The sequence below is a fragment of the Trinickia sp. genome, assembly GCF_036503415.1.
GTDB lineage: Bacteria > Pseudomonadota > Gammaproteobacteria > Burkholderiales > Burkholderiaceae > Trinickia.
Window position 1 is genome coordinate 92,932 of the sequence record NZ_DASXWY010000100.1, and the last position, 17,688, is coordinate 110,619.

Genomic DNA, 17,688 nt, shown 5'->3' on the forward strand with positions numbered 1-17,688 from the left:
ACACGCGCTATGCCGCAGTCGTCGACTGCCTCCGATGGATGTCTTCCAGCCGTAGTTTTCGCGTCTCGATAGCACAGGCGAACGTCAAGACGGCGCTCAACGTCATCGAAACGGCCCCCACCAGCGCGATGTTCGCGATCGAGGGTGCCGCAAATCCCGCCGCGGTCGACGCAATGATCGCCACGCCGCCCGCCTTGCTGGCACCGGCGGCATAGCCGGTCCCGCGCGATCGCACGCCGGTCGGATAGATCTCGGCGCTATAGACCGAGAGCACCGCCACGACGGAGCTGATTCCCCAGATAGGCACGGTCAGCAGCAAATAAAGCAAACTGCGATGCCGGACCACGAAGTCCGGGGCCAATGCGAAGCCGAACAAGGCAGCGGCCGTCAACGACGTCAACACGACGATGGTCTTCTTGCTGCTCCAGAATCCATACATCCAGGCCACGACGAAAGTCAGCGGAAAGCCCATTAATGCGGCATTGCGCAGCAGGGCATCCGGCTGCGCGAAACCGAGCATGCGCAAATTCGTGGGAATCCAGAGGTTGAAACCGAATAGAACCAGCCCCGAGCTGATTGCCAGACAACCGATGACGCCAGTGCTCGAGCGAAGCCGAGGACTCACGAGCTCGCTCCACGCATCGGTCGGTCGCGCCGCGGACGGCGGCACCGCTTCGCTTTCGACGATCGCGGCACCATAGCGCGCCATGACGATGCGCGCTTCGCGCTCGCGCCCATGACGAAGCAAGAACCGCGGAGACTCCGGCATCCATCGATTGAGCACAATGAAGAGCGCACCCGTGGGCAGTCCGATCAGCCAGAGAATGCGCCAGCTGAAAAGCGGCACCAATGCGGCGGACAGCCAACTCGTCAATACATAAGCGCCCGCGATGTCCCCGCCGATCAGGATCATGACCCAGCCGCGATGGCGAGCGGGGATCGTTTCAGCCAGCAGCGCATAACAAATCGGCAGCATCCCGCCAACCGCCAATCCCATGATGAAACACATGACGAGATTCCACCCGAAGCTCGGCATCGCACCGCAGATCGACGTCCCCATGAATGCTATGCCCGCATAGAGAATCGATGCGCGCCTTCCGATCTTGTCGCCCAGCCATCCCCATAGGAACGAGCCGCATACGGTTCCCGTCGCCGAAGCGAGCGCGATCCAGACGACCGGAGTCGTGCCGGTCGGTACGAGCGGCGACTTGAGCCCGTATTCCAGCGCCATCCCGGGCATGACGAAGGCCAGGGCCGTCGGCTTCATGACGTCGATGGTCACCGCCAATGCCATTGCGAGCAGCAAGCGGTAATGCGCCGGCCCGAGCGGCACATCGTCGAGCGCGGCCACTCGAATCCTGGAGCCTACGCGAGCTTCGCCGGCCGCCGCGGGAGGAACCAACCCATACAGACTGACGGCGAGGCCTACGATGATCGCGGCCATGCCGGCCACCATCGTCGCATCCATCGGCATACCGACGAGCCGATAGCCGATATGCCGGCCCATCAGATACATCGGCAAATGCGCGAGCACACCGGCGATGACGGCGATGACGCCGAGCCAGAACGCCGCAGGGCGATAAAAGGTCAGCCCGCGCGATGCGGCATCCTGCTCTACTCGTTTCCGGTCCATCGGCATCCTATGGCGTAAAGCTTAAAATCGACGCTGCCCGGATCGAGCAGCGTGTCGAACAAAGGCGCTCGCGCGCAGAAAGGCGCTCGCGCGCAGTCTACCGGCCGAGCCGGAATAAACGACGCACGACGAGCAGCGGCAAGCGCAGCACGAAACCCACGAGCAAGCGCGCGTGCATCCAGCTCAGCAGCGCGTTATCGCGGCAATAATGAAAGTGCGAGACGCCACCTTCCTCGCGCTTGAAATAGCGCACGGGCGCGTCGATGTTGATCGGTGCGACGCCGCGCCAGCAAAGCCGTACCGCCGCCTCGGGATCGAAATCGAAGCGCCGCATCCAGCGCTGAGCGTGCATCAGCGCGCGCAGCGGTGCGACGGGATAGACGCGAAACCCATAAAGCGAATCGCCGACGCCGACCCACAGCGTTTCGACGTTCGCCCAGAAATTCGAGAGTTGGCGGCCGAGCACGCGGATACGCGGCGCGGTTTCGTCGAACAACGGCCGCCCGAGCACCATACATTCTGGGCGCGCCGTCGACGCAGCCATGAAGCGGCCGATGAGCTCCGCCGGATGCTGCCCGTCCGAATCCATCGTGAGCACGTGCGTAAAGCCTTGTGCGGCGGCTGCGTCGAGCCCAGCGAGCACAGCGGCGCCCTTGCCCCCGTTGCGCGGCAAGACGATGACCCGCAAGCCCGGGTCCTGCTCGGCCATGGTCTGAAGGCGCGCGGCACTGCCGTCGGTGCTCCCGTCCACGACGATCCAGACCGGATTCCACTGCGCGCGTGCGCGCCGCACCGTGTCGTAGACCTTCTCTCCCGGGTTGTAGCTCGGGATCAGGACGAGATGCGTGGTCGAGGCAAGGGTCATCGGCATGAGCGTGCGGGGGTGCGCGGCATCGATCAGCCCGCGGGCGAATCGTTCGCGAGTTCGGCCTCGTAATACGCGTGCAACTGCGCGACAAAGCTGCGCACCGCGTCCGGATTCGCTTGCGGCGGCGCAAAGCAGCGGCCGATCCGCACCCGGTAGGTCAGCGGCAGCACCGGCTTGCGCAGGATATGCCATCCCTTCGCGAGAAACGGCGAGCCGGCCTCCACGATGAGCGTCTGCACCGGAACGCTCGCCCGTGCGGCAACGAGCCCGATGCCGGCCTTCAGGGGATTGACGGGCGGCGAGTCGGTGCGCGTGCCTTCGGGAAACAACAGCAGCGGATGGCCGCGCCGCAAATCGTCGACGGCGGCCTTGATCATCCCCTTCGGTGCATCGTTCACGATGTAGTCGGCAAGACGCGCGCCGGCACCCAGGAACACGTTGTCGACGATGTCGCCCTTCATCACACAGCACACGCGCGGCACGCAGGACGCGATCAGCATGGCGTCGATCAGCGTCGGATGGTTGGGCGCAAGGATCATCGCCGGCTTGCCGCGCAGCGTCGCGAGCTCGGACAGGTCGAAATGCGCCGCGCCGAGCGCCGAAAGCGCATGAAAGTAGAGCCGCCAGACATGTTGGATGACCGCGCGCCCCAGCGTGCGCGCGACATGTCGCGGCAGCAGCACCCGCAACAGAGCGGCAAACGGCAGCCAGCCCAGGCAGGCGATCGCGAGCAGCAGCAGACCGAAGTAGAAGACCGCGTACTGACGCAGCGCCGCGAGCCCGCGCAATACCGGGTCGATGCCGACGCGTTCGGTCGACGGAGGTCCGGCGTAGCTCACGCGAATACCTCGACAGGATGGCCGCCGCTCGCCTCGATCTCGAGCAGCAAGTCCGCGCGGCAAACGTCGGCATGCAGATAAAGCGCACGCAACGACGACCCGCACCTTGCGCGCAACACCTCGTCGATGGCGGCAAGCGCCTGCGCATCGTTCGCGTCGCGCACATAGACCTTGTAGGTCAGCTCGGCCAGTGCGGTTTTGTCCCGGGTTTGGCGTGCGGCTTCCTCGAGCACGGTTTCGATGTTGACGAGCGTCTCGCGCAACTGCGCGATGACATCTCCGCGATGAGCCGTTTCGTGTCCCACGATGCTCGCGGTGCCCGAGACGAACAAGGCCGATTCCCCATCGGGGTCGGCAGGGCCGCACCATGCCGCCGCGCGCGCGAACGTCGGCGCGCTCGGGCCGTATCGAGCCGGATAACGGTAAGCGCTGACTTGCCTGGGATTTTCAATCGCACGGTTGGGCGAGCGCGACGCCAGGAACGACACCGACAACGGCGTCGCGGGCGCCGCATCGCCGACGACGCTGGCCGCGCTGCCGAGCGCGCTTGCGGCCGGCACGCTATCGATGACGGGGCGCCCGCAGGCCTTGAACGCCCGCTGCCGCCCGGTGTTGAACTGGCGATAGCGCTCGCTGCCGAACTGATGCGCGTTGATTGCAGGCACGACGTTCCAGATTCTCAGCGGATGGCGCATGTCGAGCGCATCGAGCACGCTGAAGATCGCCTCGTAAGCCGCATAGGTGGCGCGTTCGAGTGGGGTCTCGCCGCTTGCCTGCGGCACATCTGCATGCGCTTGCTCGTACACTTCGACGCTGCCGAACACGATGCCGGCCGATTCGCTGAACCGGTAGTGGAGCGGACCGTGGTGGCCGTTCGCGAGATCGGCGGCATCGCACTGCCAGATTTCGAAACAGGTATCGCTGCTGTCGTGCAGCGGCTCCGAAGCGGGAACGAGCCTCGCCATATGAGCCGGCGCGAGCGGAAGATGAGGCGCCGCCTCGGCGAAGCTCGCCCATTGCGCCGGCTCCCCGAAGCATGCGGCACCCAGCGCGCCCGGAAATGCGCGCTCGAACGCCTCGTTTCGCGCATGGGCGGGCTCGGCTCGCAGCATCGCCGCAAGTCGTGCGCCCTCGAGTCGGACGAGCTTCAAAAACGGAACCGGCATCGAGACCACCTACCCCGCTGCCGTGCGGGCATCGTCGGCTTGCCGCAACATGCGGCGGCGCGCACGCCACGCACGCAGCGAATTGCGCGCATCGGCCAGCGCCGACAGGTAATAGATGATCTTGAACACGCGCAGCGACGGCCAGATCGGCGTGCTCTCGAAGATATCGCCGGCGAGCAGCGACAGCAGCGCCTCTTTCACGCGGAACATGTTGCGCGGATTCATGAACAGGTTGCGCATCGTCGGCGAGGTCATCCGGTAGATGAACCAGGCGAATTGCTTCGGCCCATGACGCACGCGCCGATCGAATTCGGCGAGCGCCGCGCTCGCGCGTGCCGGTTCGCGCAGGCACGTATCGATCGCTTCGGCGCCCATGAACGCGCTTTGCATCGCAAGCATGACGCCGGACGAGAACACCGGGTCGATGAACGCGAACGCATCGCCGAGCAACAGGAAATTGCGCCCGTGCGTCACGTCGCCCGAATACGAAAAATTGCCGGTCGCTTCCACGCCGGTCACGAGCTCGGCATGTTCGAGGCGCTTGGCGAGCGGCGCACACATCGCAATCGTTTCGAGGAAAAACGTCTCGAGCGAGGTGCCTGACGCTCGCCGCTTCAGATAGTAGGGCCATACGACGGCACCGATACTCGTCGCTCCGTCGGCGAGCGGAATGAACCAGAACCAGCCGTGCTCGAACCAATACACGGTGATGTTGCCTTCGTCCGCCCCGGCATGGCGTTGCGCGCCGCGAAAGTGCGCGTACAACGCGCTGCTGTTGTGCTTCTTGTTGCGCTGCTTCGTGCGCATGCGATTGGCCAGCAGCGTATCGCGGCCCGATGCGTCGACGACGAAACGCGCGCGGCACCGATACGGCCGCCCATCGTCGTGCTTCGCGCTCACGATCGCGCCGCTGCCGTCGGGGAGAAACTCGACGTCGCGGACCTGACAACCTTCGACGACATCGGCGCCATGCGTCGCCGCGTTGCGCAACAGGATTTCATCCAGTTCCGAACGGCGCACCTGGTAGGCGTAAGGCATGGATTTGTCCCATGCCTCGGCGAACGGGAAGCGCTGCAGCCGCTGGTCGTGGAACGGCGAAACGAATTCGGCGGCCGGCTTCATCATGCCGATGTCGCGCACGGCCTCGCCGACCCCGAGCCGCTCGAACAGACGCAGGTTCGCGGGCAGCAACGATTCGCCGATGTGAAAACGCGGATGGCGCGCCTTTTCGAGGAGCTGCACGCGATAGCCGGCATCGGCGAGCAAGGTGGCGGCGGTCGATCCCGCGGGGCCACCGCCGATCACGGCAACGTCCCACTCGGTCATCTCGTCAAGGTGCGGCGGATTATTCATGGGCTTGGCCTTCGCTTCGTTCGTGCGATATTTCGTGCGATGTCGGTGTCTCGAGCCGGTCTGCTCAAGCCATACCGCCGTTGACCGACAGGACCTGCCCTGTCACATAGGCCGCGGCATCCGAGACGAGGTAGGCCACCATCGCAGCGACCTCCTGCGGCGTGCCGCTCCTGCCGGCGGGCACGAGCTGCTTGATGCGCTCGGGCGGGAAGGCGGTTTCGGTCATCGGCGACGCGATGATGCCGGGCGCCACGGCGTTCACGGTGATATGCCGCGAGGCGAGTTCGAGGGAAAGCGATTTCGTGGCGCCGATCAGCCCTGCCTTCGCCGCGGCATAGTTCGTTTGCCCGCGATTGCCGACGAGCCCCGTCACCGAGGCGATATTGACGATGCGGCCCCAGCGGGTGCGAATCATCGGCATCAAGAGCGGTTGCGTGACGTTGAAAAAGCCGTTCAGCGTGACGTCGATGACACTGCGCCACTGCTGTTGCGTCATGCCCGGCATGGGCGCATCGTCGTAGATGCCCGCGTTGTTGACGACGATCTGCACCGGGCCGCTTTCGAGCACGCGTTCGAGCGCCGCGAGCGATTCGGAGGCGTTCGTCACATCGAAGCCGATCGCATGGGCGTTGCCGCCCGAGGCCGCAATGCCCGCAACGACGGCCTCGGCGGCCGCCATGTTGCGGTGCCCGTGCACCCAGACTTCATGGCCCGCGGCGGCGAGCGCCTCGCTGATCGCGTGGCCCAGCGCGCCGCTGCCGCCCGTCACCAATGCTTTCATCGCAAGCGCACCCGGTCAACGCACACGATGCTCGGCCACGTAGGCAGCCAAGGCACCGAGGGTCGAAAAGATCTTCGTGTTGTCGGGATGGTCCGACCTGAGCCCGAAGCCGTATTTTTTCGAGATGAGAAGCGCGATCTCGAGAATATCGATGGAATCGAGCCCAAAGCCTTCACCGTACAAAACCGTGTCGCCGGATACGTCGGTGATCTTGATATCCTCGAGGTTCAATTCGCGGATGATCAATCCGGCGAGCTCTTGTTCCAATTCATTCATGATGCTTACGGCGAGCTGACAACAAGGATGCAGCCTGAAACGGCGGGCGCGCGGCGCTGGGCGAGCGGGCACGGCGTCGTTGGTCCGCTCCGGCTTATTGGGGGGCCCATCCGGGCCGATTAAGGGGTCCCTTCAGGTTCGAGCGATTCTAGACGAAGCGTTTCCTGCCGTATACCCGAATGGTTACTGAATGAAGCAGCCGAACAACGGGCGGCCTCCCCGGACGAGGCCCCGTTGCGCACGGTGCCTGTTCGTTCGGAGCGGCGACGTGCGCTAAAATCCGGCGCTGCCCGCCGGTGATCGACTTGCAAAAAAGTTACAAAACGCAGCACCGGCGCCCACTGAACTCCGTATGATCGATCGCACAAAGCGACAGACTCAAAACTCGCGGGCGGTTGCCGTCGGCGGGTCTTATTCGGGATGGCACTGATTTTTTTTCGCCGGGTTTCATTCGCGCGTAACACAAGGTACTGCAGCACGGGGAGCGTCGAATGAGCCGTTTGCGATCCATCGTTCGCGGCGCAGCCGGAGCCGCACTCATCGTCGGCTATGAGATCGGCGCGCATCGCGCCGTCAGCACGCCCGGCCTGGAGCCGCTCGGCCTTGCGCTCGTGCTCGCGCCGGCGCTCGTTCTCGCCCTCGGCTACGCGGCACGTTCGCCGCGGCGCCCCGTGTTGCTGCCGCTCGTGGCCATGGCCGCCGCGGGGCTGTGGCTCGCGCGGGGCGCGCTCGTGCGCCATTACGAGTGGGGGCTTTTCCTCGAACACGTGCTGTTCAACGGCGCGCTCGGGTACCTGTTCGGCCGCACGCTCGCGAAAGGGCGCGTGCCGCTGTGCACGCAGTTCGCCGCCCTCGTGCGGGGCAACCCGCTTGCGCCGGAAATCGCCGTCTATACGCGGCGGGTCACCGCTGCCTGGACGCTCTTTTTCGCGCTTGTCATCGCTGTCTCGACGCTGCTTTTCGCGACTGTCCCGATCGAAATCTGGTCGACCTTCGCCAACTACCTGACGCTGCCGCTGACCGCGCTCATGTTCATCGCGGAACATGCATGCCGCCGGTTCGCGCTGCCCGGTGTGCGGAGCTCGGGGATGGTCGCGAGCATTCGTGCTTATCGGCGCTCGACCGCGGGGCGGCCCGCCACGCAGCGATGAATGTCCAGGGAAGGTCTGCCAGGCATCGCCTGCGAGCCGCCCGCTTACCGCTTATGCCAATTCGCTAGCAACGTTATGTCGAGTTTTCCGCTGGTCTCTCATGTATCGCTCGATCGGACCATCGCCTGGCGCGATGGGGCGAGTGTCACGGTACGTGAATTTCTCGTCGACGTCAGGACGCTTGCGGCCGCCCTGCCGGCGGGCCGGCATGTGTTCAATGTCTGCAAGGACCGCTACCGTTTCACGGTCGGCCTCGCCGCCACGCTGCTCGCCGAAAAGGTGAGCCTGCTGCCCTCGACCTACACGCCGCAAACCGTGCGGCAACTGCAAGCGTTCGCCCCCGACGCGTTCTGTCTTCACGACATGGACGAGTGCACGATCGAGCTGCCGCGTTTTCGCTACCCTGCCGCGCCGCGCGCAGCGCTGGCGACGTACGACGATATCGCCGTGCCGCAGATCGACGGCGCGCGCATCATGGCGTACGTATTTACTTCGGGCTCCACCGGCGCGCCGGTGCCGCACCGCAAGACCTGGGGATTTCTCGTCAAGAACGTGCGCGCCGCCGCGGCGCGGCTCGGCCTCGTCGAAGCGGCTGGCACGACGCTCGTCGGCACGGTGCCGCCGCAGCACATGTACGGGTTCGAATCCACGGTGCTGCTCGCATTGATCGGCGGGCTCGCGTTCAGCAACGGTCAGCCGTTCTATCCCGACGATATCCGCGGCGAACTCGAAGCGGTACCGGCGCCGCGCGCGCTCGTCACCTCGCCGATCCACCTTCGCGCGCTGCTCGCGTCCGAGCCCGCATTGCCGGGTGCCGCGCTGATTCTCTCGGCCACGGCACCGCTTTCGGAAAAACTGGCGAGACAAGCCGAAGCGCGCCTCGGCGCACCGCTGATGGAGATTTACGGCAGCACGGAGACGGGCCAGATTGCGACGCGCCGCACCGCGCATAGCGCCGCCTGGGAGCTTTTCCCCGAAGTCACCTTGACGGCGCGCGACGCGGCGACCGGCAGCGACGAGGGTCCCGAAATATGGGCGGCCGGAGGCCATGTCGAGGTGCCGGTACAAATGGGCGATGCGCTGGAGTTGATCGATGCAACCCACTTCTTGCTGCACGGCCGCAAGGGCGATTTGATCAACATCGCCGGCAAGCGCTCCTCGATCGCCTATCTCAATCATCAGTTGATGGCGATTCCCGGTGTCGACGACGGCACCTTCTTCATGCCCGACGAAACCGCGACCGACGGATTGGACGCCGATACGCAAGGCGGTCCGCCTGTCACGCGGCTGATGGCCCTCGTGGTGGCACCGACGCTTTCGGCTGCCGAGCTGCAACGCAAGCTGCGCGAGCGGATCGATGCCGCATTCATGCCGCGCCCGCTGCTATTCGTCGACAGTTTGCCGCGCAATGGCACCGGCAAGCTCCCGCGCGATACGCTGGCGCCGTTCGTGGCCGCGCTGCTGCAGCGCTGCGCTGCGCCCGCGAGCGAGGCAAACGCACCGCCGCCGAGCACCCGGAGTGCGGCCGAGAGCCAGCACGAACCGATCGTCTTCGAGATTCCGGCCGATCATCCGGCGTTGCCGGGTCATTTTCCGGGCCGGCCGATCGTACCGGGTGTCGTACTGCTCGACCATGCGATCGCGCGGATCGGCGCGGCCCTCGGGTGCGAGTTGAACGCATGCACGATCGGCTCGGCGAAATTCACCGCGCCCGCTTCGCCCGGTGAACCGCTCGCGCTCTCGTTCAGCTGCGACGAACGCGGCGCGATCCACTTCACCATCCGCACCGGCGAGCGCACGGCAGCCGCCGGTGTGCTGACACGGCGGCAACGGGCATGAGTACGAAAGGGAACCGCGATCATTCGACGTGGGCCGAACGCCAGGAGCGCGGAAACTTCGCCGTGCTGCGCATCATGACGTGGCTCTCGCTGCACTTCGGCAGACCGTTGACGCGCATCGTCCTGCACGGCATCACGTTCTACTTCCTGCTGGCCGCGCCGCTCGCACGCCGCGCCTCGCGCGCTTATCTCGCGCGCGTGCTGGGACGCCCAGCGCGTTGGCGCGAGATCTACCGGCACCTGCTCGTCTTCGCGACGACGATCCATGACCGCATCTATCTGCTCAACGAGCGGTTCGATCTGTTCGATATTCGCGTCGAAGGCGGTGCGCTCGTCGACGAGGCGCTTGCCGCGGGGCGCGGCGCATTTCTCATCGGAGCGCATTTCGGCAGCTTCGAGGCGCTGCGCGCGATCGGCCGCACGCGCCCGAATCTGCGTGTCGCGATCATGATGTACGAGGAGAACGCCCGCAATATCAACGCAGTGCTCGCGACCGTCAATCCCGCCGTGAAGCAGGACGTCATCAGCCTCGGCCGGCCCGAAGCGATGCTCGAAGCCGTCGAATATCTCGATAGCGGCGCGATGATCGGCATGCTCGCCGATCGAACGCTGCGGCAAGAAGACGGCAGCGCGCTGCAGCAGTGCGCGTTTCTCGACGGCCGCGTCGGATTTCCGCTGAGCCCCTTGCGCATGGCCGCGATGCTCAAGCGCCCGGTCATTTTCATGGCAGGGGTTTATCGCGGCGCAAACCGCTACGACATCCACTTCGAACCGCTCGTCGATTTCTCGTACGCCGGGGCCGGCGATCGCGCGGCGCGCGTGCAAGCCGCGGTCGAGCGGTATGTCGGACTGCTCGAGCAGCACTGCCGCAGCGCCCCCTACAACTGGTTCAACTTCTTCGATTTCTGGCAGGACGGCGAGCCCACCTTGCCGCGCACATCCCAATCGGCCAGCGAGGTGGACGCATGAGGCGAACGTCTGACTTCAACGCTTTGCGCGCTAACGCGCGTGCGGCGTGGGCCGTCGCCATACTGGCCGCCGCCACGTGCTGTCTGAGCGCCGCGCCCCTTGCCACGGCCGCGGCAACGCCTGCGGCTACGGCTGCGCCTGCGGCTGCCGGCACGGCGCAATGGACGCTCGACCGGCTCATGTCGACGCTGGCACACAACAAATCCGGTCGCGCGAGCTTCACCGAAACGAAATATCTCGCTATCGCGGACAAGCCCATCGAATCGACGGGCGAGCTGGCCTTCGTCGCGCCCGATCACCTCGAGAAAGTGACGGTGAGTCCGAAGCCCGAGCGGCTCGTGGTCGACGGCGACAAACTGACGGTCGATCGCAATCAGCGCAAGTACACGGTCTCGCTCGCGCACTACCCCGAGCTCGCGGCATTTATCGAAAGCATCCGCGCGACGCTGGCCGGCAATCGTTATGTGCTCGAACAGCTCTACAAGGTCTCCATCGGGGGCCGCGGAGACGATTGGACCTTGACGCTGACGCCGCTCGATTCCCGGATGCTGAAGACGGTGCAGACGATCAAGCTCGACGGCACGCGAGATGTACTGCGCACCGTCGTGATCGAACAAGCCGATGGCGATCATTCGGTGATGCAGCTTCGCAACGCTTCGAGACAGTGATGCGAGACCCCATGGCGCACCGACCCGATTCCGGTTCTCCTCGCCGCGCGCTACTGCGCCGGCGCGCGGTGCAGCTCTGGTTGCTGTTTCTGATCGGCTGCGCGATCGCGATTCAACGCGCCCACTTCACGGCCGACCTTTCCGCATTCCTGCCGCGCGCGCCGAGCGCGCAGCAGCGTTTGCTCGTCGACCAATTGCGCGAGGGCGTCATCTCGCGGCTCATCATCGTCGCCATCGAAGGCGGCGATGCGGCCACGCGTGCCGAGCTCTCGCGCGGCATTGCCGCCACACTGCGCCGCGATTCGCGCTTCGTTTCCGTGAACAACGGCGAGCCCGTCACGCAGGCGCGCGACGAGCGCTTCGTTTTCGAGCATCGCTATGTACTGAGCCCCGCAGTCACGCCGCAGCGGTTCTCTGCCGAGGGCCTGCACAGTGCGCTTGGCGAGAGCCTCGATCTGCTGAGTTCATCGGCGGGGCTCATGTCGAAAGCGCTGCTGCCGCGCGACCCGACTGGCGAGGTGACGGCCATCGTCGGCCAGTTCGACGGCGAGGCACAGCCGGCCTCCGCCGATGGCGTATGGGCCTCGCGCGACGGCAAACGCGCGTTGCTCGTCGTGCAGACGGCCGGCGCCGGCTCCGACACCGACGCGCAGGAAAGTGCGATCGCCGCCGTGCGGGCGGCATTCGCCTCAGCCGCGCATGGCAAGCCAGCCGCATCGTCATGCCGGTTGCTGCTCACGGGGCCCGGCGTGTTCTCCGTCGAAACGCGCGATACGATCAAACACGATGTCGAGAAGCTGTCCGTCATCAGTCTCGCGCTGATCGTCGGGCTGCTGTTGCTCGTCTATCGTTCCCCGCTCACGCTGGCGCTCGGGCTTGTTCCCGTTGCGTCGGGCGTGGCTGCCGGCCTCGCGGCAGTGAGCCTTGCGTTCGGCACCGTGCACGGTCTCACGCTCGGATTCGGTACGACGCTGATCGGCGAAGCCGTCGACTATTCCATCTATCTGTTCATTCAATCGGCGCGGCATGACAAGCCAGAGGGCAATGGCGATGCGATGCGCGCATGGATCGCCCGTTATTGGCCGACGATCCGGCTCGGCATGTTGACGTCGGTCTGCGGCTTCGCGTCGATGCTGTTCTCAGGCTTCCCGGGGCTCGTGCAACTGGGCCTCTATTCGATGGTCGGCCTCGCGGCCGCCGCCGCGGTGACGCGTTATGTGCTGCCTCACCTGGGCACTCGCGCACCGGCCGTTCGCGATCTCTCGGGTCTCGGCACCTTGCTGGCTCGAGCGGCGGATGCGGCAGCTCGCCTGCGCTGGCCGTTCGCGGCGCTGATGATCGGCGCAGTGGCCGCCCTCGCGCTGCATCGCGGCCAGTTGTGGAGCCACGAACTGTCGTCGCTGAGCCCCGTCCCCGCGTCGAGCCAGGCGCTCGATGCGGCGTTGCGGGCCGATGTCGGGGCACCCGATGTCCGCTATCTGGTTGTCGTCTCGGGCGCGAGCGAACAGGCCGCGCTCGAAGGCGCCGAAAAAATTGCCGCGCGGCTGCAACCGCTGGTCGATTCGGGCACGCTCGCCGGCTTCGACAGCCCGGCCCGCTATCTGCCGAGCGACACGACTCAACGCGCGCGGCTCGCGAGCCTTCCGCCGGCGGACGTGCTCGAAACGCGCATGCGCTCGGCGGTGGCCAACCAGACTATCGGCGTAAAGCCCGGCGTTTTCGCCCCGTTCATCGCCGATGTCGAGAAAGCGCGCAACGCTTCGCTTTTGCGTCGCGAAGATCTGCGAGGAACGTCGATGGGGCTGGCCGTGGACGCACTGCTGACCGAGCGCGAGGGCCAGTGGCAAGCGATGCTTTCATTACGCGCGCCCGCGCAGCCGGGCGCTGCAACACAGCCCGCGAACGAGACGAGTCTCGACGCGCATGCGATCCAAACGGCCGTCGCCAGTGCCGGCGTAGCAGGCGCCCTTTTCGTCGACCTCAAAAAAGAAGCCGACGCCCTCTACGTGAACTACGTGTACGAGGACATTCGTTTGTCGCTGGCTGGATTCGCGGCAATTGTCGTGCTGCTATTCGTCGCATTGCGCGACCCGCGGCGCGTCGTCAGCACGCTCGTGCCGTTGATCGCGGCCGTGCTCGTCGTCACCGCTGCGTTCGCGCTGTTCCATGAGCCGCTCACGATCCTGCATTTGATCGGGCTGCTGCTGATTGTCGCGATCGGCTCGAACTATGCGCTGTTTTTCAATCGACGAAACGATGCGTCGCGTGCCGATTCGACCGGCACGTCCCCCGCCGCACAGACCGTTGCACCGCTGACGCTTGCCTCGCTGCTGATCGCCAATCTGGCGACTGTCGCAGGATTCGGATTGCTGGCGCTCTCGCATGTGCCGATGCTCGAATCGTTCGGGCTCACTGTCGGCCCGGGCGCGATTCTGGCGCTGCTCTTTTCGGCGATTCTGGCGCCGCGCGCACCGCACACGGTATTGTCGCGGGCAACGACCGATGAACCGGGCCAAAGGAAGACGGCATGAACGAGCCAACGCCACTGCCGCTCGTCCGTCCGTCTGCCGGTTCGCAGGCCGGCAGCCCGCGCCGCTGGCGCCCCACCCCGCTCGTCGGCGGCACGATTGCATTGCACGCAGGCGCCGTCACGGCACTGGCCGTGCAACCGGCGTGTTGGCCCTATGCGGCCGGCGCAGTCGCGCTTTCTCATACCGTGCTGACGGCCGCAGGGCTGTGGCCGCGCAGCGCGTGGCTCGGACCCAACTGGACCGCGTTGCCCGAGTCCGCCGCTGAACGGCAGCAGATTGCGATCACGATAGACGACGGCCCCGATCCGGAGGTCACGCCGCGCGTGCTCGAACTGCTCGATCGTTATGAAGCGCGTGCGACGTTCTTCTGCATCGGCGAAACCGCGCGCCGCCATCCCGCGCTCGTCGAAGCGATCGCGACGCAGGGACACGCCATTGAAAACCACAGCCAGCATCATCGGCATCATTTTTCGCTGCTTGGGCCGGGCGGCCTGCAACGCGAGATCGATGCCGCCCAACGCACGCTGACGGAGTTGAGCGGTACGGTGCCGCTCTTCTTTCGCGCGCCCGCCGGACTGCGCAACCCGTTTCTCGAGCCCGTGCTGTGCCGGCTCGGCCTGCAGCTCGCGAGTTGGACGCGGCGCGGATTCGATACCCGGACATCCGATGCCGGCCTCGTCGCAAAGCGGCTGCTGCACGGCCTCGCGCCGCGGGACATCCTGCTGCTGCATGACGGCCATGCCGCGCGCGACGTGCGAGGCCGGCCGGTCGTGCTCGAGGCACTCGAGACAGTATTGCGTGCGGCGCGCGACGCGCGGCTGCAATGCACAACGCTGCGCGCCGCCATTACGGAAGTACCCGAGACCAACGCAACGGTAACGGTCGCCAAGACGACCGCTCATCATCGATAAAGCACATCGGCATCCGGATTGATTCCTGTGAAACCACTGCAACTGACCCACTTCACCGCGACGAGCTGCATCGGCAGAGGCCTCGACGCCACTTTGCGAGCGTTACGCGAGTCCCGCGGCGGCCTGGCGCCGTGCCGCTTCGAGCGTGCCGAACTCGAGACATGGATCGGCACCGTCGACGGCGTCGACGACACCCCGGTACGCGCCGATCTCAGCGCGTTCGATTGCCGCAATCATCGGCTCGCGCAACTCGGTCTGACGCAGGACGGTTTCGCCGAAGCCGTCGAATCCGCCGCGGCGCGCTACGGGGTCGCGCGCGTCGGCGTGTTTCTCGGCACGAGCACCTCGGGCATTCTCCAGACCGAGCTCGCCTATCGACGGCGCGATCCGCAAAGCGGCGCGCTGCCGGCCGACTTCCACTACGCCGAAACGCACAACACGTACTCGCTCGCCGCTTTCGTGCGTGCGTACTTCGGCCTCGTCGGGCCGGCGGCCGTGATTTCGTCGGCATGTTCATCGGGTGCGAAGGCTTTTGCTTCGGCCCGCCGCATGATCGAGGCCGGGTTGATCGACGCGGCCGTTGTCGGAGGCGTCGATTCGCTGTGCCTGACCACGCTTTACGGTTTCAACTCGCTCGAACTGCTTTCTTCCGAACCGTGCAAGCCATTCGATATAACGCGCAAGGGCATTTCGATAGGAGAAGCAGCGGCATTCTTCCTGCTCGAGCGGCCGCGCAACGGCCACCGTGCGGGGATGGGTACGGAGACGAGCGATGACGCGATCCTGTTGCTCGGCATCGGTGAATCGAGCGACGCGCATCATATGTCGTCGCCGCATCCGGAGGGACTCGGTGCGCGGCGCGCGATCGAAGGCGCGCTTGCGACGGCCGGCTTGGGCCCAGCCGATATCGACTACGTCAATCTGCACGGTACCGCGACGCCGAGCAACGATGTCGCCGAATCCCTTGCGCTCAATGCGCTGTTCGACGGAACGCCTGCGAGCTCCACCAAGGGTGCGACCGGGCACACGCTCGGCGCGGCAGGCGCGCTGGAGGCCGTTGTTTCGGCGCTCGCGTTGCGCCATCAGTTCGTGCCTGCCGGGGTCGGCACGACGCAGCCCGATCCGGTCTTGCAACTGGACTATGTCCTTGCAAGCCGGGACGCGCGAGTGCGTACCGTCCTCAGCAACTCGTTCGGTTTCGGCGGCACCAATTGCAGCCTCATTCTTGGCCGCCGTAATAGCGTGCGCGGAGGAAGTGAAACATCATGAGCAAGACGAGCGCATATATCGAGGGGCTCGGGCTCATCGGCCCCGGCTTCGCCAATTGGCCGCAAGCCGTGCCGGTACTGAGCGGCGCTCAGGCGTATGTCCACGCGCCGGCCGCCATTCCCGCACCCGCCGCGCTGCCATCGGCCGAGCGACGCCGCACGAGCCAACCCGTGCGGTTGGCGCTCGCAATCGGCTTCGAAGCGGCGCAAGCGAGCGGGCGCGACGCCGCCGCACTGAGCACCGTCTTCACGGCATCGGGCGGCGATGGAGAGAACTGCCATGCAATCTGCGAAACGCTCGCAGGCGACGAACGGGAGATTTCGCCGACACGGTTTCATAACTCGGTTCATAACGCGCCCGCGGGATATTGGAGCATCGCGGCCCATGCCATGACCTCGTCGAACGTCTTGTGTGCCTACGATGGGAGCTTCTGCGCGGGGCTGCTCGATAGCCTTTGCGCGGTCAGCGTGGATGCGCAGGATTCGCTGCTGATCGCATTCGATACCGAATACCCGGATCCACTGCGCGGTGTACGCCCTACGGCGGATGCATTTGGCATCGCACTGGTGCTGACGCCGCGCGAAAGCGAGCGCACCGTGGCGCGTATCGATGTCGAGTTGACCGATGCGCCGGCGACGACGCTTGCGTCGCCGGCGCTCGAAGCGGTGCGTCTCGGCAATCCTGCGGCGCGTGCATTGCCGTTACTCGAAGCGCTTGCCGCAAAGCAGGCCCGGACCGTTGTGCTCGATTATTTGGACCATTTGCGTCTGCGGGTGGAGGTCGTGCCCATCGATGCTAGTAAAACCTGACGCAATGACTGCTGACAATCGATCCTCACTGCCGCTCGATCATGCGTGGATCGCCGCGCACATTCCGCATAGTGGCGCGATGTGCCTACTCGATGAAGTCGTGCAATGGGATGAAGAAACCATCCGCTGTACGGCAACGAGTCATCGCGATCCCGGTAATCCGCTGCGCATGAATGGCCGTCTTGCCGCTGTTTGTGCGATCGAATATGCCGCGCAAGCGATGGCGGTACACGGCGCGGTGCTCGGCGCAGCCTCTGAGCGGCCGCGCGCGGGGTTTCTCGCGAGCGTGCGCAACGTGCAAACGCACGTCGAGCGGCTCGACACACTGGAGGCACCGCTTGTTGTCGAAGCCACGAGAATCAGTGGCGATGTCAACAATATCCTCTATCGGTTCGTTGTTAGCTGTGATCACCAGACGATAGTCGAAGGGCGCGCCGCCGTGATTCTCGACGCCTCGGCTGTCGGTGCCGTCTCGCGGCAAGAGGCCGGTTGAAAGGATGGCCGATCTTCAGGACCTCCGATGAACTTTATGACGATGAAAAGGAGCAATCATATGAGAACAACAGTCCGTCGTTTGCTGCTTGTCGCTTTGATTCCGGCGATATTGAGCCCTGCCGCTTATGCGG

Annotated in this window: 16 protein-coding genes; 9 read left to right on the forward strand and 7 right to left on the reverse strand. The window is 65.4% G+C overall.

From position 1 onward, the window contains the following. Nucleotides 1–7: 7 nt before the first annotated feature. The 7 genes from VGL01_RS13830 to VGL01_RS13860 all read right to left on the reverse strand — a co-directional run bounded on the left by VGL01_RS13830 (nucleotide 8) and on the right by VGL01_RS13860 (nucleotide 6,916). Nucleotides 8–1,633 (reverse strand): MFS transporter, encoded by a 1,626-nt coding sequence (locus VGL01_RS13830; RefSeq protein WP_331570179.1) that lies wholly within the window; start codon nucleotides 1,631–1,633, stop codon nucleotides 8–10. A gap of 97 nt (nucleotides 1,634–1,730) precedes the next feature. Next, nucleotides 1,731–2,504: a glycosyltransferase family 2 protein gene (locus VGL01_RS13835; RefSeq protein WP_331570181.1), complete on the reverse strand. Its 774-nt coding sequence runs from the start codon at nucleotides 2,502–2,504 to the stop codon at nucleotides 1,731–1,733. A gap of 26 nt (nucleotides 2,505–2,530) precedes the next feature. Continuing rightward, the gene (locus tag VGL01_RS13840) at nucleotides 2,531–3,340 is read right to left on the reverse strand and encodes a lysophospholipid acyltransferase family protein (protein WP_331570183.1); all 810 of its coding nucleotides are present in this window, start codon (nucleotides 3,338–3,340) and stop codon (nucleotides 2,531–2,533) included. Beyond that, entirely contained in the window at nucleotides 3,337–4,506 is a 1,170-nt protein-coding gene (locus tag VGL01_RS13845) for an endoribonuclease L-PSP (protein ID WP_331570185.1), read from the reverse strand. The genes VGL01_RS13840 and VGL01_RS13845 overlap by 4 nt, the downstream gene beginning before the upstream one ends. Before the next feature lie 9 nt (nucleotides 4,507–4,515). Further along, nucleotides 4,516–5,859, reverse strand: a complete 1,344-nt coding sequence (locus tag VGL01_RS13850; protein ID WP_331570187.1) for an NAD(P)/FAD-dependent oxidoreductase — start codon at nucleotides 5,857–5,859, stop codon at nucleotides 4,516–4,518. Nucleotides 5,860–5,923: 64 nt separating this feature from the next. Further along, nucleotides 5,924–6,640, reverse strand: a complete 717-nt coding sequence (gene fabG / locus VGL01_RS13855; protein WP_331570189.1) for a 3-oxoacyl-ACP reductase FabG — start codon at nucleotides 6,638–6,640, stop codon at nucleotides 5,924–5,926. 15 nt (nucleotides 6,641–6,655) lie between these two features. Beyond that, a complete protein-coding gene (locus VGL01_RS13860) occupies nucleotides 6,656–6,916 on the reverse strand; it encodes a phosphopantetheine-binding protein (RefSeq protein WP_173255760.1) in 261 nt (86 codons plus the stop codon). A gap of 491 nt (nucleotides 6,917–7,407) precedes the next feature. On the opposite strand from VGL01_RS13860, the gene VGL01_RS13865 reads away from it, so the two are divergent. The 9 genes from VGL01_RS13865 (at nucleotide 7,408) to VGL01_RS13905 (ending at nucleotide 17,555) form a co-directional block, all read left to right on the forward strand. Continuing rightward, entirely contained in the window at nucleotides 7,408–8,067 is a 660-nt protein-coding gene (locus VGL01_RS13865; RefSeq protein WP_331570191.1) for a hypothetical protein, read from the forward strand. Between the two features lie 75 nt (nucleotides 8,068–8,142). After that, on the forward strand, nucleotides 8,143–9,906 hold the full coding sequence (locus VGL01_RS13870; RefSeq protein WP_331570193.1) for an AMP-binding protein: 1,764 nt from the start codon (nucleotides 8,143–8,145) through the stop codon (nucleotides 9,904–9,906). Beyond that, nucleotides 9,903–10,874 carry an acyl-CoA synthetase gene (locus VGL01_RS13875; RefSeq protein WP_331570195.1) on the forward strand — a complete coding sequence of 324 codons (972 nt, stop codon included), beginning with the start codon at nucleotides 9,903–9,905 and terminating at the stop codon, nucleotides 10,872–10,874. The genes VGL01_RS13870 and VGL01_RS13875 overlap by 4 nt, the downstream gene beginning before the upstream one ends. Further along, nucleotides 10,871–11,542: an outer membrane lipoprotein carrier protein LolA gene (locus tag VGL01_RS13880; protein WP_331570197.1), complete on the forward strand. Its 672-nt coding sequence runs from the start codon at nucleotides 10,871–10,873 to the stop codon at nucleotides 11,540–11,542. Before VGL01_RS13875 ends, VGL01_RS13880 begins: the two co-directional genes overlap by 4 nt. Nucleotides 11,543–11,553: 11 nt before the next feature. Next, nucleotides 11,554–14,073: an MMPL family transporter gene (locus VGL01_RS13885; RefSeq protein WP_331570199.1), complete on the forward strand. Its 2,520-nt coding sequence runs from the start codon at nucleotides 11,554–11,556 to the stop codon at nucleotides 14,071–14,073. Further along, nucleotides 14,070–14,984, forward strand: a complete 915-nt coding sequence (locus tag VGL01_RS13890; RefSeq protein WP_331570201.1) for a polysaccharide deacetylase family protein — start codon at nucleotides 14,070–14,072, stop codon at nucleotides 14,982–14,984. The genes VGL01_RS13885 and VGL01_RS13890 overlap by 4 nt, the downstream gene beginning before the upstream one ends. Nucleotides 14,985–15,011: 27 nt before the next feature. Beyond that, a complete protein-coding gene (locus VGL01_RS13895) occupies nucleotides 15,012–16,253 on the forward strand; it encodes a beta-ketoacyl-[acyl-carrier-protein] synthase family protein (protein WP_331570203.1) in 1,242 nt (413 codons plus the stop codon). Next, nucleotides 16,250–17,062, forward strand: coding sequence for a beta-ketoacyl synthase chain length factor (locus VGL01_RS13900; protein WP_331570205.1), 813 nt, complete (start codon nucleotides 16,250–16,252; stop codon nucleotides 17,060–17,062). The genes VGL01_RS13895 and VGL01_RS13900 overlap by 4 nt, the downstream gene beginning before the upstream one ends. A gap of 4 nt (nucleotides 17,063–17,066) precedes the next feature. Next, nucleotides 17,067–17,555, forward strand: coding sequence for a hotdog family protein (locus VGL01_RS13905; protein ID WP_331570207.1), 489 nt, complete (start codon nucleotides 17,067–17,069; stop codon nucleotides 17,553–17,555). Nucleotides 17,556–17,688 lie beyond the last annotated feature (133 nt).

Excerpts from the sequence above, each read along its gene's own strand:
- VGL01_RS13900 (WP_331570205.1), top strand. The coding sequence starts at position 16,250 with ATGAGCAAGACGAGCGCATATATCGAGGGGCTCGGGCTCATCGGCCCC.
- VGL01_RS13865 (WP_331570191.1), top strand. The coding sequence starts at position 7,408 with ATGAGCCGTTTGCGATCCATCGTTCGCGGCGCAGCCGGAGCCGCACTC.
- VGL01_RS13885 (WP_331570199.1), top strand. The coding sequence starts at position 11,554 with ATGGCGCACCGACCCGATTCCGGTTCTCCTCGCCGCGCGCTACTGCGC.
- VGL01_RS13905 (WP_331570207.1), top strand. The coding sequence starts at position 17,067 with ATGACTGCTGACAATCGATCCTCACTGCCGCTCGATCATGCGTGGATC.
- VGL01_RS13875 (WP_331570195.1), top strand. The coding sequence starts at position 9,903 with ATGAGTACGAAAGGGAACCGCGATCATTCGACGTGGGCCGAACGCCAG.
- VGL01_RS13860 (WP_173255760.1), bottom strand. The coding sequence starts at position 6,916 with ATGAATGAATTGGAACAAGAGCTCGCCGGATTGATCATCCGCGAATTG.
- VGL01_RS13850 (WP_331570187.1), bottom strand. The coding sequence starts at position 5,859 with ATGAATAATCCGCCGCACCTTGACGAGATGACCGAGTGGGACGTTGCC.
- VGL01_RS13870 (WP_331570193.1), top strand. The coding sequence starts at position 8,143 with ATGTCGAGTTTTCCGCTGGTCTCTCATGTATCGCTCGATCGGACCATC.
- fabG (WP_331570189.1), bottom strand. The coding sequence starts at position 6,640 with ATGAAAGCATTGGTGACGGGCGGCAGCGGCGCGCTGGGCCACGCGATC.
- VGL01_RS13830 (WP_331570179.1), bottom strand. The coding sequence starts at position 1,633 with ATGGACCGGAAACGAGTAGAGCAGGATGCCGCATCGCGCGGGCTGACC.
- VGL01_RS13890 (WP_331570201.1), top strand. The coding sequence starts at position 14,070 with ATGAACGAGCCAACGCCACTGCCGCTCGTCCGTCCGTCTGCCGGTTCG.
- VGL01_RS13845 (WP_331570185.1), bottom strand. The coding sequence starts at position 4,506 with ATGCCGGTTCCGTTTTTGAAGCTCGTCCGACTCGAGGGCGCACGACTT.
- VGL01_RS13880 (WP_331570197.1), top strand. The coding sequence starts at position 10,871 with ATGAGGCGAACGTCTGACTTCAACGCTTTGCGCGCTAACGCGCGTGCG.
- VGL01_RS13835 (WP_331570181.1), bottom strand. The coding sequence starts at position 2,504 with ATGCCGATGACCCTTGCCTCGACCACGCATCTCGTCCTGATCCCGAGC.